This is a genomic window from Algoriphagus sp. 4150, assembly GCF_031457395.1.
Taxonomy (GTDB): domain Bacteria; phylum Bacteroidota; class Bacteroidia; order Cytophagales; family Cyclobacteriaceae; genus Algoriphagus.
In genome coordinates, this window is record NZ_JAVDWS010000002.1 from 559,339 (window position 1) to 576,371 (window position 17,033).

Below are 17,033 nucleotides of genomic sequence, written 5' to 3' on the forward strand. Positions count from 1 at the left end.
CCCAAATAATAACTACTCTAGTCTCTGTTTATTGACCAGCAATTCAGATTTTAGCCTTTCGTAAGATAGGTCCTGTACAGGTACGTTCTCATCAATCGCCAGAGAAGCGGCTATCGCGGCCGATTGTCCAAGAACCATAAAAACAGGTTCCATACGAATAGAGCCAAAAGCGATGTGCGAAGCACTCAGGCAGATAGGGACAAACAGATTGGTTGCTTCTTCCTTCTTCGGCACTATAGATCTATAGCTGATAGGATAGGGGCCATCTACATGAGCTTCCACATTTCCTTCGTTTTGTACATAGCCATTATGATCTACATATCGTTGGATGTGATGAGAATCCATTCCATAAGCAGCTAGACCAACAGCATCCTCTATAACCTCAATTCGTTCACAGTGAAGCTGGGTCATCACAAGATGACTGACCATTCTTCTTGCTTCACGTATATATAGCTGGTTCTGCCAGCCATCACCATTCTCAAATTCATCCTTGGTCATTCCCCACTGAGCGTACACATTCCTGACTTTCTCAGGGATCCTTGGATGATTGGCAAGTGTCCACATTAACCCCTGTTGATAGTTACGGTGAGCGGCGACTATCTTTTCACGTTCTTCGTAGCTGGCTTCAGGGTAATCATGGTTTTGGCCTACAAAATCAGTAGAAAATCCTTGTCTGTTGTTTGTATCTGTTTTCCGGTTTGGCATGGAGGAATTGATCCATGGCAATTGGGTTTCGCCAGCCTCGAAGTTCCTGAAAAGCAGTTCGTAATTTAGCTCTTCATAATCTTCAGGTTTTTCAAAAGGAATTCTGTTTTCCGGGTGATCTGTCAGGCACATTCTGAACCCATAGGCCTGGACTTTGTTATCACCTGACCCATCAATTCCGGGACCGCCTTCTATAATGTAAGGAAGAAGCCCGCTTGCCGGTTTTCCTTTCTCAATGTAAGGGTCCACACCCGGAACGAAATTGTGATTTCTGGCATTTCTGGATGCTTTGCCCTTGAGTGTAACACTCCAATAATTGGCCTGAACTCCATTGAGTGATTCTTTATACTGATCGTTACTCTCTCTCCCCACCGTATAACTTACCCCTGCCACAGCCATCAGGTCACCTTCGTAGGTGGCATCCATAAACATTTTTCCTTCAACGGTTTTTCCGCTTTCCATGGTAATGGATTGAATTTCACCATTGGACTTATTCACACCTGCATCGGTTCTTAACAGCCGCTCACCATATATAATATCTATTTTTTCGCCTTCAAGCATTTCATGATAGACCTTCAATGCGGCCGAAGGCTCAAACGTCCACATGGCATCTTCCCCTTCTTGGGTTCTCGTCTGTCCACTGTCCATATATTCGCTTTTATTTTGCCATTTCCAGTTCTCCGGCTTATCATAATAGGCTTTGATTCCTTGATAAAATTCTCTCGAAATACCCCCTATGGCTTGTTTGTTGCCAATATCTGTTTGCCCCAGCCCTCCTGTGGTCAGCCCACCCAGACGATGAGAAGGCTCGATAAGCACTACTGACTTATTCAGTCTGGATGCCTGAATGGCTGCGGCTATACCGGCAGATGTGCCTCCGTAAATGACAATGTCATACTTTTGGGAATAGGCATGTTGAGATAGGCATGTGGATAGTAGAACACATAAAGTGATTAGTATATTTTTCATTTTTTGATAATTGAGATTGTTTACAAAGCGGCATATACCGCTTCCGGACACATGGAAAGCTTGCCTCAATACGTTTGTTGAAACAAACATTTCCATGCAATCGGATTTTAAAATAATTATGTGGTTAAAATCAATACCCTGGATTTTGGGTCAAAGTGGTGTTCGTTTCCAATTCAATCCGTGGAATTGGCCATAGATAATCTCTAGAGGGATTAAAGGCACGTGTTTCAATAACTACCATTTCATTAGCATTGCTGACGTTGTTGTAACTAGGTGTTCCTATAGGATCAATCATCGGAGGTTCATTTAACCAGCCACCTTCGCCATACCGGTTTACACGTCCTCTTACAGGCCCAGGGATTACATGTTCTGCGATTTTCCAACGGCGTATATCGAAATAGCGGAATCCTTCTATTCCCAATTCGCTTCTTCTTTCCTTGCGAACTATGTTTCTCAACTCATCCTGCGATTTTCCGCTTGCGATAGCCGGCATCTGTACGGATTCTCTTCCCCGAAGTGAATTTAGAGCTTCATAGACTGATGCGTCAAGTTCATTCAGTTCTACTTTGGATTCAGCATAATTGAGCAATACTTCACCAAGTCTGAAAATGGTTAGATTCTGATCAGAAGCGCCTACGTTGGTAGGGTAATCAGCTACATCCACATGCTTTCTAAACAAGTATCCTGTAAAAGAAGCATAGGCATGCTGAGCTTCTATGTTCGGTACCCGCACCATATCACTACCTCTGTACTCCCAAATCTGAGTACTGTCACGATGGGTTTCAAATGTCCAGTTTACCAATCTGGAGCCTGGTACAACTAGGGTATGACCCAGTCGGGGGTCTCTGTTTTCAAATGGATGCTTCGGATCATATAGTGGAGACTTGTCAATGGGTAAACCGTCAATGCAGTCAAAAGTATCCACAAAATTCTGAGGGGGCTTTTTGTTGGAATGCCCCAGTGCCATTCTGGATAAAAAGTCCCTTGGGGTATTGTGTGTCTCCACTCCTCTCAGAAACTGAATTCTCATAATCACTTCCGGAGAATTGTCTCCTGAAAAAGTGAACATTCCCGGATAATCGGGATCGATACGATAGGCTTCTGAATCTATCAATTCCTTTGCAGCAGCTGCAGCTTCCTGCCATCTCTCATTCCAAAGGGCTACTCTAGAGATCATGGCCAGCACGGCTCCCTTTGTTACTCTACCCTTTTCGGAAGCATCCAATGGGAGGTATTCTTTTACCTCATTCATTTCTGCCAGCACAAAATCGATCACTTCGCTTTTTGGAGTTCTAGGTGTCTGGGCTTCCTCTAGAGTCAGTGTAGTAGTGACCAAGGGTACATCGCCATAGAGTTCTGCCAGATATGCGTAGAAGTAGGCTCTTAAGAATCTTGCTTCTCCGACTAATCTATCGTACTTGGCGGGATCCATCTTTTCCCTGAGCTCTTCTGCACCTGAAGTGATATAATTCACCCGGTTGATTGCTTGATAGAATCTTCCCCAAAAACCATTGGTGTAGTCGTTGTCTGCATTTTGCTCCCCTCTTCCTAGCGCCTGAATTCCACTTCCGTTTCTGTCCCATCCATCGTCGGAGGCAAAGTCAAAAGACAAGAACCACACAGCACCCTGAGGTTTGTACCAGAGTCTGTTATATACCCCGGTGACTGCCATTTCCAGCTCGGTTTCGTTGGCAAAGAAGGTCTCGCTGGACGGTGAGTCAAGTGGTAGTCTATTCAAATAATCATCATCACATGATTGGGTGAAAATCAAAAGCGAAACCGTACATATATATTTAATTAGCTTTATCATAGTTGTAGAGGTTTAGAAGGTGAGATTTAATCCCATGGTATAGGCAGCCATCTGTGGATACCACCCGCCATCACTTCGGGGGGCTTCAGGATCATACCCTTCATAAAAATTGGTAACCGTAAAAAGGTTACGTCCACTTAGGTAAACCCTTAAATTCCGGACATTCAATTTTTCCAGAATATGGGGAGGGAATACATAACCCAACTGCACGCTTTGAAGACGTAAATAAGCAGCGTTGCTCATCCAGAAACTGGAGTTTTGTTGGTTATTGGTCTGGTTCCAGGCCAATCGTGGATACCTTGCATTGGGATTGTCGGGGGTCCAGCGGTCTTTATGCTGTTCCTGAACTGTTCCTCCCAGGAAAAAAGGCATAATCCCTTGTCCATACAAGTAACCGTCAGCCTGTCCTACGCCTTGGAAAAATACGGACAGATCAAGTCCTTTATATCCACCGTTCAATTTTATTCCATAGGTGTACCTTGGAATATCGCTCCCAATCACAGCAAGATCCCTGTCGTTGATCATACCATCTCCATTCAAATCTTTATACCTGATATCCCCGGGAGCTACATTTCCAAACTGAGTGGCGTGATTATCCACTTCTTCTTGAGACTGGAAGAATCCATCTGCCACATATCCGAAAAATGACCTAATCGGATACCCTTCTCTATTGACAACATTTCCTGTGTTCTCAATACCTTTCATATCAATGACTTCATTTATCACATCCGAAAAATTCACCATCACCCCATAATTAAAATCTCCAATCCGGTTACGGTAGTTCAGCATAAGCTCGTATCCGGTATTATGTACCACTCCCGCATTTTGCAAAGGTTCACTTAGCCCAATTGTCAAGGGAATATTGAGCGGTAGAAGGATATCTTTTGTCTTTCTCTTATAGTAATCAAAAGTGACATCCAGCTTGCCCCAAAGATTGAATTCCAATCCAATGTCGGTGGTCTCTGTAGTTTCCCATTGGATATCCTTATTAGCCATGCTGTTCAATGCCGCGCCCGGAGCATGTACTCCACCGAAGGCATAGTCCTGCCCACTTTCTCCCAGTGAAATGAACGCCGTATAAGGATAAAGCCCTACAGAAGGATGTCTTGTAGGATCAAGTCTTATGTTCTGATTGCCCAATCGTCCCCAGGAGGCTCTAAGCTTTAGCTGATCAATCACACTGCTGGTTCCCTGCATAAATGCTTCTTCTGAAATCCTCCATCCTGCAGAGAAAGAAGGGAAAAGACTGGCTCTATTGCCATCAGCGAAGCGGGAAGAAGCATCTCTCCGTAGATTCGCTTCCAGCAAATAGCGCTCATCAAAGTTGTAGGTGGCTCTTGCGAAAACGGATTGTAAAGCCCAATGATTTGCAGAACCTCCGGTTTGCTCATTGAGTCTGTTTCCTGCATTGATCTCTTGATAGTCGGGAAGTGGAAATACTTCGCGATATGCGGAGATCCACTGGTTAGTCTGATCTTCCTGCTGATAGCCTCCGGCAAATCCAATAGTGTGGATTTCATTGAAGGTTTTGTCTATGGAAACCATGGCCCGGAAGTTATTGTACCACTGTCTATCATATCTTTCTTCCAATGAATTTCGTTGGGGTACAAAAAAGGTCGGTGTTTCGCCATCACGTGCATAAGTCTGAGTAATATTGGAAAAGTTCTTTTCATGGGGATTCCACAATTTAGGAGCATACATCACTTCAGCCGAAAGCCAATCTGTCAATTTATAGTTGAGCCTGAAGTTCAAAATGGTCTCCAGAATCTCAATCGTTTTAATACCCCCGTCTTTAGCCCTTGCCAGTGGATGATCGCCGTTCCATCCTTCACCATATCGCCCGTTGGATAACACACCAACTTCGTTTGCAGGTATCCTTCTCATCCAGTGAAACACATATCCAATACCACTTGAAGGCTCTATTTGATCAGACTTCCTCAAGAAAATATCCATGGATAACTTCAGCTTGTCTGTCACATTAATGTCTGAGTTTAACCTTAGATTGTAGCGCTTGAAGCTGGTATTGGGGATAATCCCATCTTGATCCAGGTAACTGAAAGATCCCAGAACTTTAGCCTTATCGTTTCCCGCATTGACGCTTATGTTGTGGCTTTGCATAAAGGCTGAATTGCTCATCGTCAACTTCTGCCAATCCGTATCAGGATATTGGTCAGAAGGCATTCCTGCTCTATAAGCTTCTATAAACTGCTCTGAATATTGAGGGTCATTCCCGATGTTGGTAAAAGCTTCATTGGCCATCATCATATGGTCCAATGCTCCTACAATCTTCGGTAAGCGTGTAGGTACCTGCAGTCCCGCATACATATTGTAGTTTACGCTTATTCCTTCCTTGCCTCTTTTGGTCGTGATCAATACCACGCCATTTGCAGCTCTTGATCCATATATAGCCGCAGAAGCGGCATCTTTCAAAACTGAAATACTTTCTATTTCATTTGGATCCACATTGTTCATATTGGTCTCCACTCCATCCACCATGATCAGAGGATTGGAATCTCCGATAGTCCCTACTCCCCGTATGTTGATAGTTCCGCCATCACTCCCCGGCTGCCCACTTCGCTGGGTGACAGTAACGCCGGGAGCAACTCCCTGGAGGACCATGGATGATTGACCTACCGGTTGATTGATGATTTCGTCAGAGGAAATAGAACTGACCGCCCCGGTAAGGTTCACTTTCTTTTGTGTACCATAGCCTACTACCACCACTTCCTCAAGAGCCGAAAGGCTTTCTAACATAGTTACGGTAATCTCTGTTTGATTGCCTATTTGCATAGTTTGCTGCTCGAAGCCTATAAATGAAAATACAAGCGTACCTCCTTCAGGCACATCGATTGAGAATTTGCCATCCACATCCGATACGGTCCCCTGAGCAGTTCCCTGAACAATAATTGTAACACCGGGAAGACCAAGTCCGGCCTCGTCCAATACGGTTCCTTTGATCTCCACCTCTGCTGCCTGCTCAGCTATGGTCACATAGGGAAGACCGGGGTCTTCCTTGACATCTATCCCGTTGTTCACCTGCCGAAATCGCAAGTTTGACTGATAAGAAACCTGCCTCAAAAAGCTTTCTACCGAACCTGAATGCTCCTGAAGGTTTATGATAGTGGAAGGATTGATCTGATCGGTATCGTATAAAAAATTAAATGGTGTTTGCTTTTCGATTGATTTAAAAAACTGATTGAGGGTAATCGTCTCCTTGTCAATCCTTATATGGACCTGGTCTATCGACTTGTATTGGCCATTAACATTTGTTGCCAAGACAAAGTTAAAAACCATCATTTGAACTATAAATCCATACAAGAAGTACTTGGACAACATATAGATTGTCTTTTGTAAGTTTAAATGCATAATTTTGATTGGTTTATTGAAAATTTCATTAGACTGGGTCCGCGGGTTTCTCTATTCCCCAATAGTTTAACTGCCCAAAGACCACCCTTAAGCCAACTGATCTAATCGGTTGGCTTATCTGTTAGGAGTCATCTATAAATGCTGATTTCATGCGTTATGGATTAAATACAATGCTTACTTTTTTGTTCTCAATCTTGTAGTGGAAGTTTTCAATATTCGACATGCTTTTTAATACATTCTCCAAAGTTTGATTTTCAAAGATTCCATTGAAGCGCCAATGGCTTTTGGGAGCTCCCGAGATGCTGACTTCGACTCCATACCATTCCTCTAGCTTTTCTTTTACATCCTTTAAGCTGGACTTCTTGAAAATCAACTTGCCAAACCGCCAGCCTAATACCAGTTCATCGTTAAATGGATTGACATCTCCTTTATTGGCGGTCTTGCTATAATTTAATTCCTCTCCCGGGGTCAAAAAATAATCTTTGTCGACAGATTGATAGCTTACAGATACTTTTCCTGTCACCAAAGAGACTTTTACTTCATCCTTTCCCCTCGCATTGATGTTGAAAGAAGTACCCAATGCAGTGGTGATTAGGCTGTCAGATAATACTTGAAAAGGTTGTAGGGTATTTTCAGACACTTCGAAGAAACCTTCCCCCCGCAGCTTCACCAGCCTTACTGTGGAATCAAAGGATTCGGGAAAGCTCAAGCTGCTTCCTGCATTGAGCCAGACAATTGTTTGGTCGGGAAGTCTGAAACTGAGTTTTTCCCCTGCATTTGTTTCTTTAGTAACCCAATGGGCCACAGTGTGTTCCAATGCTGGATTCTGATCCTTTTTAAGGTTTATCATTATCAAGGAAAGCAAGATTGCACCGATTAAAATTGCAGCGACTCTTGGAAATTGCCGGATTCTGGATTTGTTGATTTGCGGATGCAGCGGAATTCTATAGCTTGATGGCCCCGTAAGGTCTTTGCTGCTACGTAGAATCCTTGTAAGAACTTCTTTCTTTGTTGCTTCAGTAGCTTTAGGTGCAGGAAAATGAAAACCTACAACAATTTCTTTGGCAAGCTTGACGTCTTCAATTCGGTCTGGATTTGCATCTATCCAACTTTTCCAAAAAGTAGTCAATTCATTATCAGGATATTTTACCCATCTAACAAATTCCAGATCTTCCAAAAGGTCGTTTATTTGACTCATTTACTCCAGTGTTAAAAAGCGATTACACTAGGTAAAGCAGAAAAGTCTCAAAACAACGCCAAAAAAAATCAATTATTTTTCAGAATATTCGGTACAAGAGAATGGGATGCGATATAGTTGCCAAATATAGTGTCTGTTTAAGGTAGAAACTCAGTAAAAAATAAAGGTAGAAATCCTAAAGATTCTCTCAGACACTTCAATGCTTTATACACAAGATCTCTGGCAGATTTAGGATCTGAGAGTTCCATTAGCTCAGATACCTGTAGGTAAGACATACCCTCAAAGTAGACATAATAAATAGCTTCCCTTTTTCTCTGAGATAAACCGGCAATTGCCGCATTGATTTTTTGGCTCATCTCCAGATCAATCTGCTTATCGATCAAGGTTTGCTCGTGAGAATAGGTGATCGAGAAGCTATCTTGAGAGGCGAGTTCCTGCTTCAGACCTGACCATGTTTTTAACTCTTTGTATATTCTTCTTTTGAGGCACTTAAAAAGGTAGAATTTGATTGAATCAGTATCACCAAGTGAACTACTGCTATTTTTCAGGTCAAGAAAAACATCATGAATTGCATCCCGGACTAAATCTTCCATGCCATTTATCCGCATGCCATAACTATAGAGACTGTCGAAATATCGTTCATAAATGAAGATAAAAGCAGAATTACTTCCTGACTTAAAAGCTTTCCAAGTTTCAAGATCACTCGAAAAAGAGCGGGAGTCTTTAGGATTAATCTCTAATTCCGAATCTTTGGAAGTAGAGTTTTGTAAATCGACATTCATCACAAGAGGGTTTATTGTCCTTTAAAGGAAACAAGAATTTTCTTGAATTAAAATTCGGATGATCAGCCTATTGCATTCAAGCGCAATCAAATTCCCCTTCATTAATCTACAAACGCCAACACAAAACATCTTACGCTTTCCATCACTTCAAAAGTTGTTTTTAGTAGCGTATCGTTTTCTTTTATGCGATCTAATTTTTCACCTTATCCCAAGGAGGTTTTATTTAACGGATTTAACGACTAAATTTGTAACCTTTGACTCGTCAAAAAAACAATCTAAAAACTCAATATGGCTTGGTTTAAAAGAACTGACAAAGGCATCAAAACATCTACAGCTGAGAAGAAAGATGCACCTGATGGCCTTTGGTTTAAGACCCCAAATGGAAATATCATCCATACTAGAGAGCTTAAGAATAACGCTTACGTATGTCCTGATGATGATTTTCATGTGAAAATCGGTTCGAAGGAATATTTCGAAATTCTTTTTGACAACAACAAATTCAAGGAGCTCGATGCCACTATGACATCCGGAGACCCTCTGAAATTCACAGATACTAAACCTTACGTTTCCCGAATTGAAGCTACGATCAAGAAAACAGAGTTGAATGACGCTGTGAGATCGGCTGTGGGAAAAATGAACGGTTTGGACATCGTCATAGCCTGTATGGATTTTAATTTTATCGGCGGCTCGATGGGCTCCGTAGTGGGTGAAAAAATCGCCAGGGCGATCGACCACTCACTGAAAAATAAAATTCCATTCCTGATGATTTCCAAATCAGGCGGTGCCCGTATGATGGAGGCAGGATTTTCCTTGATGCAAATGGCAAAGACTTCTGCCAAGCTGGCGCTTCTGGACCAGGCTGGAATACCTTACATTTCCATGCTTACAGATCCTACTACGGGTGGGGTGACTGCTTCCTATGCGATGTTGGGAGATTTCAATATCGCAGAGCCTGAAGCATTGATAGGTTTTGCGGGGCCTAGAGTAATCCGTGAGACGATAGGAAAGGATTTGCCGAAAGGCTTTCAAAGTTCCGAGTTCGTTTTAGAGCATGGATTCCTTGATTTCATCGTAGATCGACGTCAGCTGAAAGGCCGATTGACCACGCTCCTTAACCTTTTAAATAATTAATCAGTATTCTATTAGAGGGATTTGATTATTCGGGTCAAATTTGACCGGAGATTTGGTCTCTTTTAGTGATTAATAAATATATTTGTGCTCCCGTATTGGGCCAATCCATAAGAAAAATTAAACCAAAATTTCATGGGTTCAGTAATTATTACCTCCATTGTAGCTTTTACGATAATCATACTGCTACTGGTATTTATTCTCCTTTTTGCCCAGTCTAAGCTGGTCAACTCAGGTGATGTCAACATTATCATCAATGGCGATGAGAGCTCTCCAATAGTGACGTCAGCGGGAACCACCCTGCTTTCTACGCTGGGAGGCCAGAAAATCTTCCTTCCATCTGCTTGCGGTGGGGGCGGCACTTGCGCAATGTGCAAATGCGTGGTCGAAGAAGGTGGAGGAGAAGTTCTTCCTACCGAAGTAGGCCACTTAAGCAGAGCAGAGCAGCAAAGCAACGTCCGCTTGGCATGTCAGGTGAAAGTGAAAAATGACATGAAGATCCGCGTACCGGAAGAAATCTTCGGTATCAAGAAATGGGAGTGTGAGGTTATCTCCAACTACAACGTTTCTACTTTCATCAAAGAATTTAAAGTTAAGCTTCCTGAAGGGGAGACGCTGGATTTTGAAGCAGGTGGATACATTCAGATAGATGTGCCGGTAGTTACGGTAAACTTCAAAGGAATGGATATCACCCCGCATCCTGATCTTGGTCACCCTGATGATGTGTACCAAAGTGACTGGGATAAGTTCGGTCTGTGGGACTTGACGATGAAGAATGACGAGGAATTGTTTAGAGCTTACTCTATGGCTAACCACCCGGCAGAAGGTAATATCGTCATGCTTACCATCCGTATTGCTACTCCGCCGTGGGATAGAGCGAATAACAAATGGATGGATGTGAATCCGGGTGTTTGTTCATCTTATGTATTCTCCAGAGTTCCGGGTGATAAAGTAACTATTTCAGGGCCTTACGGCGAATTCCATATCAATCCTACCCAGCGCGAGATGGTTTACATCGGCGGTGGTGCAGGGATGGCTCCATTGAGAGCACAGATTTTCCACCTTTTCCATACAGAAAAGACCGGCAGAAAAGTTTCTTACTGGTATGGAGGTAGATCTAAGAAGGAGCTTTTCTATGTTCCTCAGTTCAGAGATATCGAAAAAGATTTTCCTAATTTCCAATTTAACATTGGTCTATCGGAGCCTCTTCCTGAAGATAACTGGAAGATTAAAAAGTCGGCTGATGATAAGGATGCCGATGGATACGTTGGGTTTATTCACCAGGTACTCTATGACAATTATCTGAAGGATCACCCTGAGCCGGATGAGGTAGAATATTACCTATGTGGGCCTCCTTTGATGAACTCAGCAGTACTGAAGCTGCTGGATGATCTGGGGATTCCTCAGGAAAATATCCGATTTGATGACTTCGGAGGCTGATATAAAACAAAAGATCCCGCTCAGGCGGGATTTTTTATTTAAGACCCATTTTTGATTATTTTTACCACAGACTATTACCCCATATGAATATCCAATCCTACTTTGATCCTGTAGCCGAATACCTTTGGCAGAAAAAATATCCTGAAAATTCATTCTTCAAACAAATCCATTTTTTCGGAGAGGAATTTCCTGACCTTAAGGGAGTTCAAATTGCCCTCGTGGGCATCAAAGAGAATCGGGGACTTGCGAAGATAGAGAGTGCAGACCGGGGCAGTAGTGAGATTAGGGAGAAGCTTTACGATCTCAAAAAGGGTCTTGGGCCATATCGGGTGGCGGATTTGGGAGACTTGATTTCCGGAGAGAAATTAAGCGATACTTACCAACGAATGCAGGAAGTGGGAGACTTCCTGATGAAGCATCAGATTCTGCCTATTTATTTCGGAGGATCCCATGATTTGGATTATGGACAATATTTGTCCTATCAGAAAATGAAAAAGCTGGTAAGTCTATTGACGGTGGATGCCAAATTGGATATGGAAGAAGAAGGACCACTGGCTGATCAGCATACTCAGGAAATCATTCTTCACCAGCCAAATTTTCTCTTTTCCTCAGCGCATTTGGCCTATCAGAGTTTTCTGGTGGATCCCTCGCTGATCAATGTGGTCGAAAAGCTCTATTTTGAGCATGTACGTTTGGGAGAATTGAGAAGTGAATTCAAGGAAGTAGAGCCGCTTATCAGGAATGCAGATTTATTGAGTTTTGATTTATGTGCTATACAGTCTGCAGATGCTCCGGGTGCAGTGAATGCTGAACCCTTTGGACTGACAGCAGAAGAAGCCTGCCAGATTTGTTGGTTTGCGGGTACCAATGAGAAGCTCAGTTCCATAGGGATCTATGGTTATGAACCCTATTATGACGATGCGGCAAATAAGACTGCAAAAGTAGTCTCGGTGATGATCTGGTATTTCTTGGAGGGGTTTTATTCCCGCAAGGACAGCCTTTCATTCAAAAGCAGTGATTACACCAAGTACACTGTTTCGTTGGATACTAAACCGAACACACTTGTTTTCTACAAAAGTAAAAGAAGCGGTAAATGGTGGATGGAAATCCCACAGAACGAAACGGAGAAGTTTGATCGGGTGAGTACTGTGCCTTGTAGCTATGCTGATTATCAAATGGCTCAAAAAGGTGAGATTCCTGAGCGCTGGATAAATGCCCAAATCAAGCTCCTTTGATGAAGATCTACACCAAACAGCAGCTAGCATTGCGTAATGGTCAGGATAAGCCCGAAATATGGGTCGCTTTCCAAGGTGTAATCTATGATGTAAGCAGTTCCAAGCTTTGGAAGAAGGGGATGCACTACGAACATTGGGCAGGGCAGGACCTTACGGATGAATTGCCCGACGCGCCGCACACAGAGAAAGTATTTGGGAAATTTCAAGCCATTGGGCAATTAGCATAGATGATATTAATCGCAGATAGTGGGTCCAGCAAGACGGACTGGAGAGTAATTCATGCAGACCGAAGAATTAGCCAACATCGGGGTATTGGGTTTAATCCCTATTATCAAACGGCTGAGGAGATGGCAATTCAGATGCAGGATGATATCCTGATTAAGTTGGCTGGTGAAATTGAAGAAATTTATTTCTATGGAGCCGGCTGCTCTTCCCCGGATAGAAAGAATGAGGTTACTTCGGCGCTTAGGACAGTTTTCCCGCATGCTAATATCACGGTGGATCATGACCTCATTGCAGCCGCAAGATCTACCTGTGCTCACGGGGCAGGAATTGCCTGTATTTTGGGGACAGGATCAAATAGCTGTGATTATGACGGTGTACAGATAGTTGACACCCGTCCTTCTCCAGGCTATATTTTCGGAGACGAAGGAGGTGGAGGCTATGTGGGCAGGAAGTTGTTGAAGGATTTTATCAATGAGGAGATGCCTGTCCAGATCAGGAAAGATTTGATTGACAACTTCAATCTCACCAATATCTCCATTCAGGAGCATGTCTACCAGAAGCCGTTTCCTAACAGATACATGGCTAGTTTTTGTAGATTTATCACGGAGCATAAATCCAATCCGTATTGCTACATGCTCTACTACAGTTCTTTTCAGGACTTCTTCAAGCAGCATGTGATGAAGTACAGTGATTATACTGAAAAACCGGTGAATTTTGTGGGTTCGATTGCCTACTATAACAGTGATATTCTCCGTAAAGCTGCGGCAGATGTGCAGATCAACGTGAATTTAATTATCGAAAGTCCCATAGCAGGTTTGACACTTTACCATCAGGAAATCGTATGAAATCGAGCCTTTCTACCGGCCAGGCAGGCATGTCTGACCTCTAAAATCAAAAAATAATCAGATGAAATCGAGCATGTCGAAGACAACACACAGAGGGATGATTATTCACCGAGCGAGATTCCATGTGGCCAATAGAAAACAATTATAAACACATGAAAGTAACCGAAAGCACCTCTCATTATGACAATTTGGAGCAAATGGATTTGTTGGATTTGCTGCATAATATAAATAACGAGGATAAAAAAGTGCCAGCTGCAGTGGAGAAAGTAATCCCAAACATCAGTGGATTAGTGAATCAAATTGTGCCTAGAATGCAAAAAGGAGGACGCTTGATCTATATCGGAGCAGGTACAAGCGGCAGACTTGGGATATTGGATGCTTCTGAATGCCCGCCGACCTATGGAGTTCCTTTTGATATGGTGATAGGACTTATTGCCGGAGGAGATACAGCGATCAGAAAGGCAGTTGAAAATGCTGAGGATGATCCTGATCAGGCATGGAATGATATTCTGGAGTACGGATTCAACCCCAATGATTCTGTCATAGGAATAGCGGCTTCGGGCACTACTCCCTATGTGATTGGAGGAGTGAAAGCAGCCCGTGAAAAAGGTATTTTGACAGGAAGCATCACCTGTAATCCTGATTCTCCACTTTCCGGGGAAGTTGATCATCCGATTGAAGCAGTCGTAGGCCCGGAATTCATTACGGGTAGCACACGGATGAAAGCCGGTACCGCCCAGAAGCTTATTCTCAACATGATCTCTACGACTGTGATGATCAAGCTGGGAAGAGTGAAAGGAAATAAAATGGTGGACATGCAGCTTTCCAATGCCAAATTGGTGCAGCGAGGGACCAAAATGATCATGGAGGCGACAGGACTTGATGAAGAGACTGCCAAGGGGCTCTTGCTTAGTGAAGGCTCTGTGCGTAAGGCAACTGAATATTTTTATAAAAACCTGAAATAGTGTTTGCCAAAACCAGCTGGGTTTGCACGATCCGGATTTGATAAAATTTTCGGCTTGCAAGATGCTTAGTATGAAACCCGGCAGGCTTTTCTTTTATGACTATCCGCATGAATGCACGTACCGGAATTATAATTGGTTCCATATACACACTTGCAGCTAAGCGGATACACATATTTTCGTTTTTTTAGAAGTAACATTGGACTAATACTTCCAGAATATTTTTGAGAGAGATGATTAGATATCTCCGGATAGGCTGTATCTTTGCAGCCCGATTAAGCGATTGATAGCCAATTGCTTAATTATACACAATCAATACAGCAGTGATGTTGCAATTCTATGAAAGATAACAATTCAAAAAAGCCGTTTTTCGGCAAAGGGAAAAAAGATTCCAATTTTTCTAAATCAGAAGAAAAAGGCGGTTTTAAAGGGAAGTCCGGAGGATTTAAAAAGTCCAAAGATGCGGGCTATTCCAAATCCGTTCCTGGAAAGAAGCCATTCGGGAAAAGTGAAGATGACTTTTCTGACTTCAGCAAAAAGCCAAGACCCAAGAAAGAAGGGTTTAAAAATATTGGAGAGAAGAAATTTGGCTCTAAGGGGCCTTTTGGAAATAAAAAAGAACAAGGTTCTGACTTTTCCGACAAGAAGGACTTTGGCTCACCGAAAAAGCAGTTTTTTGCCAAAAAGGATGGGGCAGAAGGACCAAAGCCTTACCAAAGAGATGCTAAATCCGGCAAGCCTGAATCTTCCGAGAAGACAGGTGGACTTATTTACAAAGGACGTGGCCGGGACCAAAAGCCGGTTTTTGCCGAAGGCAAGCCTACCTACAAGTCTGATAAGAAAGAGACAAGAGGATTTGGCAAAAAACGATTTGTAGATCAGGATACGAACGTAGAAAGACCGGATTATAATTTTGATTCCCTTCCCCAGAAGAAGAAAAAGCTGGAGAACGAGGATAATCTGATTCGCTTGAATAAGTACATTGCCAATTCCGGCATATGTAGCAGACGAGAGGCGGATGCACTGATCAGCCAAGGATTGGTGACGCTGAATGGAGAAATCTGCACTGAGCTTGGCCGTAAAGTAAAGAAAACTGACCGCGTAGTATATCAGGGTAGGAAAATCAATCCCGAAAAACCGGTTTATGTGTTGCTGAACAAACCTAAGGATTTCATTACGACTACCGATGATCCAATGGACCGTAAGACAGTGATGAACCTTGTTGGCAATGCATGCGAGGAGCGGATTTTCCCTGTTGGGCGATTGGACAGGAATACCACTGGATTATTGTTGTTTACCAATGATGGTGAATTGGCGGCTAAGCTTTCCCATCCTTCTAACGAAATCAAGAAAATTTACCAAGTGACCTTGGATAAGCCTTTGAATAAAAAGGACGAAGAAGCGATTATAGAAGGCTTGACATTGGAAGATGGAAAGGCAGATGTGGATGATATGCAGGTTTTATCTCTGGATAGAACTATTCTTGGTCTGGAGATTCACATAGGAAGAAACAGGATTGTGCGTAGGCTCTTTGCTCATTTAGGCTATGAGGTGACAGCACTGGATCGGGTGGTTTTTGCAGGATTGGACAAAAAAGATCTAAAGCGAGGACATTACCGCTTCCTCTCTGAGCAGGAAGTGATCCGCTTGAAATTCTTTGTATAGTATAAAAGCTCCCAAATCGGGAGCTTTTTTCTTTTTTAACCACGGAGGACACAGTAGTTCGGCCAGCTCACCAACCAAGGTTTTCGCAGCGGGCACAGTTCGGAAATAATTGTCTATCAGACCTGTTTCCTGTAGGGAGGATGTCGCTATTTGTCAGACCGGGATGAGGTAGAAAAACCAACTTTTATCATCCCTCCGGGCTTAAATCCGGAAATCATCAAAAAACTATTGATACAGAAACCAATGATAGCACTACCCAAGTGCCCTTTCTCTTTAATGTCCATCCGCAGTGTTGAGACTACGGATCGTCCGTGCTTATGCCGGTAGGCAATAGCTCCCCAATTGTGGTATTTTCTTTCTGATAAAGACACGAAGTCGGTCGGCGAAGTCACAGACCACCACAGAGCGCGCATCAATCGTATTCTGGTCTCAAACATGCCTTAACGGTCAATCAAAGATACATTGAGCAGGTTTTATGAGCCGGGAAGATATTTGGCAAAGACAGCCCTATCCTGCATCTACCTGAATGTCATAGCCGGATCAGATTTTGTGTAAACTAAAGCCTCCAATTCAGCCTGTTATCCAGACTTAATGTTCAGTGCAGTTTTCCCTATAGTAATAAAAACCACTAACAATGATGATGAACAAACTCTCAAAATATATTTCCTCCGCTTTGGTTTTTCTTTTTGCATTCCTCCTAATC

13 protein-coding genes are annotated in these 17,033 nt (G+C 42.9%); 7 read left to right on the forward strand and 6 right to left on the reverse strand.

Annotated features, from left to right (window positions below):
- Nucleotides 1-12 precede the first annotated feature (12 nt).
- From J2X69_RS05725 to J2X69_RS05745, 5 genes are all read right to left on the reverse strand, one after another.
- Complete coding sequence (locus J2X69_RS05725; protein WP_310099823.1) at nucleotides 13-1,674, reverse strand: FAD-dependent oxidoreductase; 1,662 nt, start codon at nucleotides 1,672-1,674, stop codon at nucleotides 13-15.
- 130 nt (nucleotides 1,675-1,804) lie between these two features.
- Nucleotides 1,805-3,484, reverse strand: a complete 1,680-nt coding sequence (locus J2X69_RS05730) for a RagB/SusD family nutrient uptake outer membrane protein (RefSeq protein ID WP_310099825.1) — start codon at nucleotides 3,482-3,484, stop codon at nucleotides 1,805-1,807.
- A gap of 12 nt (nucleotides 3,485-3,496) precedes the next feature.
- Entirely contained in the window at nucleotides 3,497-6,850 is a 3,354-nt protein-coding gene (locus J2X69_RS05735; protein WP_310099830.1) for a TonB-dependent receptor, read from the reverse strand.
- Between the two features lie 154 nt (nucleotides 6,851-7,004).
- Nucleotides 7,005-8,048 (reverse strand): FecR domain-containing protein, encoded by a 1,044-nt coding sequence (locus tag J2X69_RS05740; protein WP_310099833.1) that lies wholly within the window; start codon nucleotides 8,046-8,048, stop codon nucleotides 7,005-7,007.
- A gap of 137 nt (nucleotides 8,049-8,185) precedes the next feature.
- Nucleotides 8,186-8,830: a sigma-70 family RNA polymerase sigma factor gene (locus tag J2X69_RS05745; RefSeq protein ID WP_310099836.1), complete on the reverse strand. Its 645-nt coding sequence runs from the start codon at nucleotides 8,828-8,830 to the stop codon at nucleotides 8,186-8,188.
- A 288-nt stretch (nucleotides 8,831-9,118) separates the two neighbouring features.
- On the opposite strand from J2X69_RS05745, the gene accD reads away from it, so the two are divergent.
- The 7 genes from accD (at nucleotide 9,119) to J2X69_RS05780 (ending at nucleotide 16,330) form a co-directional block, all read left to right on the forward strand.
- Entirely contained in the window at nucleotides 9,119-9,961 is an 843-nt protein-coding gene (accD, locus tag J2X69_RS05750; RefSeq protein WP_310099839.1) for an acetyl-CoA carboxylase, carboxyltransferase subunit beta, read from the forward strand.
- Between the two features lie 132 nt (nucleotides 9,962-10,093).
- Nucleotides 10,094-11,398, forward strand: coding sequence for an NADH:ubiquinone reductase (Na(+)-transporting) subunit F (gene nqrF, locus J2X69_RS05755; RefSeq protein WP_310099842.1), 1,305 nt, complete (start codon nucleotides 10,094-10,096; stop codon nucleotides 11,396-11,398).
- 83 nt (nucleotides 11,399-11,481) lie between these two features.
- Nucleotides 11,482-12,633 carry a formimidoylglutamase gene (locus J2X69_RS05760; RefSeq protein ID WP_310099845.1) on the forward strand — a complete coding sequence of 384 codons (1,152 nt, stop codon included), beginning with the start codon at nucleotides 11,482-11,484 and terminating at the stop codon, nucleotides 12,631-12,633.
- A complete protein-coding gene (locus tag J2X69_RS05765; protein ID WP_310099848.1) occupies nucleotides 12,633-12,860 on the forward strand; it encodes a cytochrome b5 domain-containing protein in 228 nt (75 codons plus the stop codon). Before J2X69_RS05760 ends, J2X69_RS05765 begins: the two co-directional genes overlap by 1 nt.
- A complete protein-coding gene (locus tag J2X69_RS05770) occupies nucleotides 12,861-13,703 on the forward strand; it encodes an N-acetylglucosamine kinase (protein WP_310099851.1) in 843 nt (280 codons plus the stop codon).
- Between the two features lie 152 nt (nucleotides 13,704-13,855).
- A complete protein-coding gene (gene murQ / locus J2X69_RS05775; protein WP_310099854.1) occupies nucleotides 13,856-14,668 on the forward strand; it encodes an N-acetylmuramic acid 6-phosphate etherase in 813 nt (270 codons plus the stop codon).
- A 336-nt stretch (nucleotides 14,669-15,004) separates the two neighbouring features.
- Complete coding sequence (locus J2X69_RS05780; protein WP_310099857.1) at nucleotides 15,005-16,330, forward strand: pseudouridine synthase; 1,326 nt, start codon at nucleotides 15,005-15,007, stop codon at nucleotides 16,328-16,330.
- Nucleotides 16,331-16,476: 146 nt separating this feature from the next.
- Here J2X69_RS05780 and J2X69_RS05785 read toward each other — a convergent pair whose 3' ends face one another.
- Nucleotides 16,477-16,767: a hypothetical protein gene (locus tag J2X69_RS05785; RefSeq protein WP_310099860.1), complete on the reverse strand. Its 291-nt coding sequence runs from the start codon at nucleotides 16,765-16,767 to the stop codon at nucleotides 16,477-16,479.
- Nucleotides 16,768-17,033: the final 266 nt, after the last annotated feature.